Below are 518 nucleotides of genomic sequence, written 5' to 3' on the forward strand. Positions count from 1 at the left end.
CACCAGCGTGGTGATCACCACCAACCTGAGCTTCGCCGAATGGTCGAGCGTGTTCGGCGACGCCAAGATGACCACCGCCCTGCTGGATCGGCTGACCCACCACTGCCACATCGTCGAAACCGGTAACGAGTCCTATCGCCTGCAACACAGTAGCTTGGCGGCCCAGGCCAAGATCAAATCACGGGAGCGAAAGCGTAAGGGCGGCCAAGAACCGGAGGACGATGAGCCGTTCTGATTTCATGGCGACGACGGCCTGCTACATGGCTGCGTGTGGCAGGTCTTAAACAACTGAACTGGGCTAGCGAAGGAGTGGGGGCAACAGCAGCTGCGCTGGTAGACTTATCCACAGTTGCTGGTAACAAAATCAGCAATCCGCCCTGGGTCAAATTTCAATCGGCAGGGTGGGTCAATTTTCCATCAGCGCCAACAGGGCGTTGGGTCTTTCGTGCCGTTTCAAATCCGTTCTTATTCAAGTCTGTCTGGGTGGCCAGCTTGCGATTCTAATCGCTGTACAGAAT

The 518-nt window shown here is 56.2% G+C and carries 1 pseudogene; it reads left to right on the forward strand.

Going from position 1 to position 518, the window contains the following annotated elements:
- Window positions 1-235, forward strand: a pseudogene (gene istB, locus J5M73_RS31075) (IS21-like element ISPst3 family helper ATPase IstB); the annotation flags it as partial.
- Window positions 236-518 lie beyond the last annotated feature (283 nt).

Origin of the sequence: Pseudomonas sp. 50_B (genome assembly GCF_017491625.1) — a bacterium.
GTDB classification, from domain to species: domain Bacteria; phylum Pseudomonadota; class Gammaproteobacteria; order Pseudomonadales; family Pseudomonadaceae; genus Aquipseudomonas; species Aquipseudomonas danubii.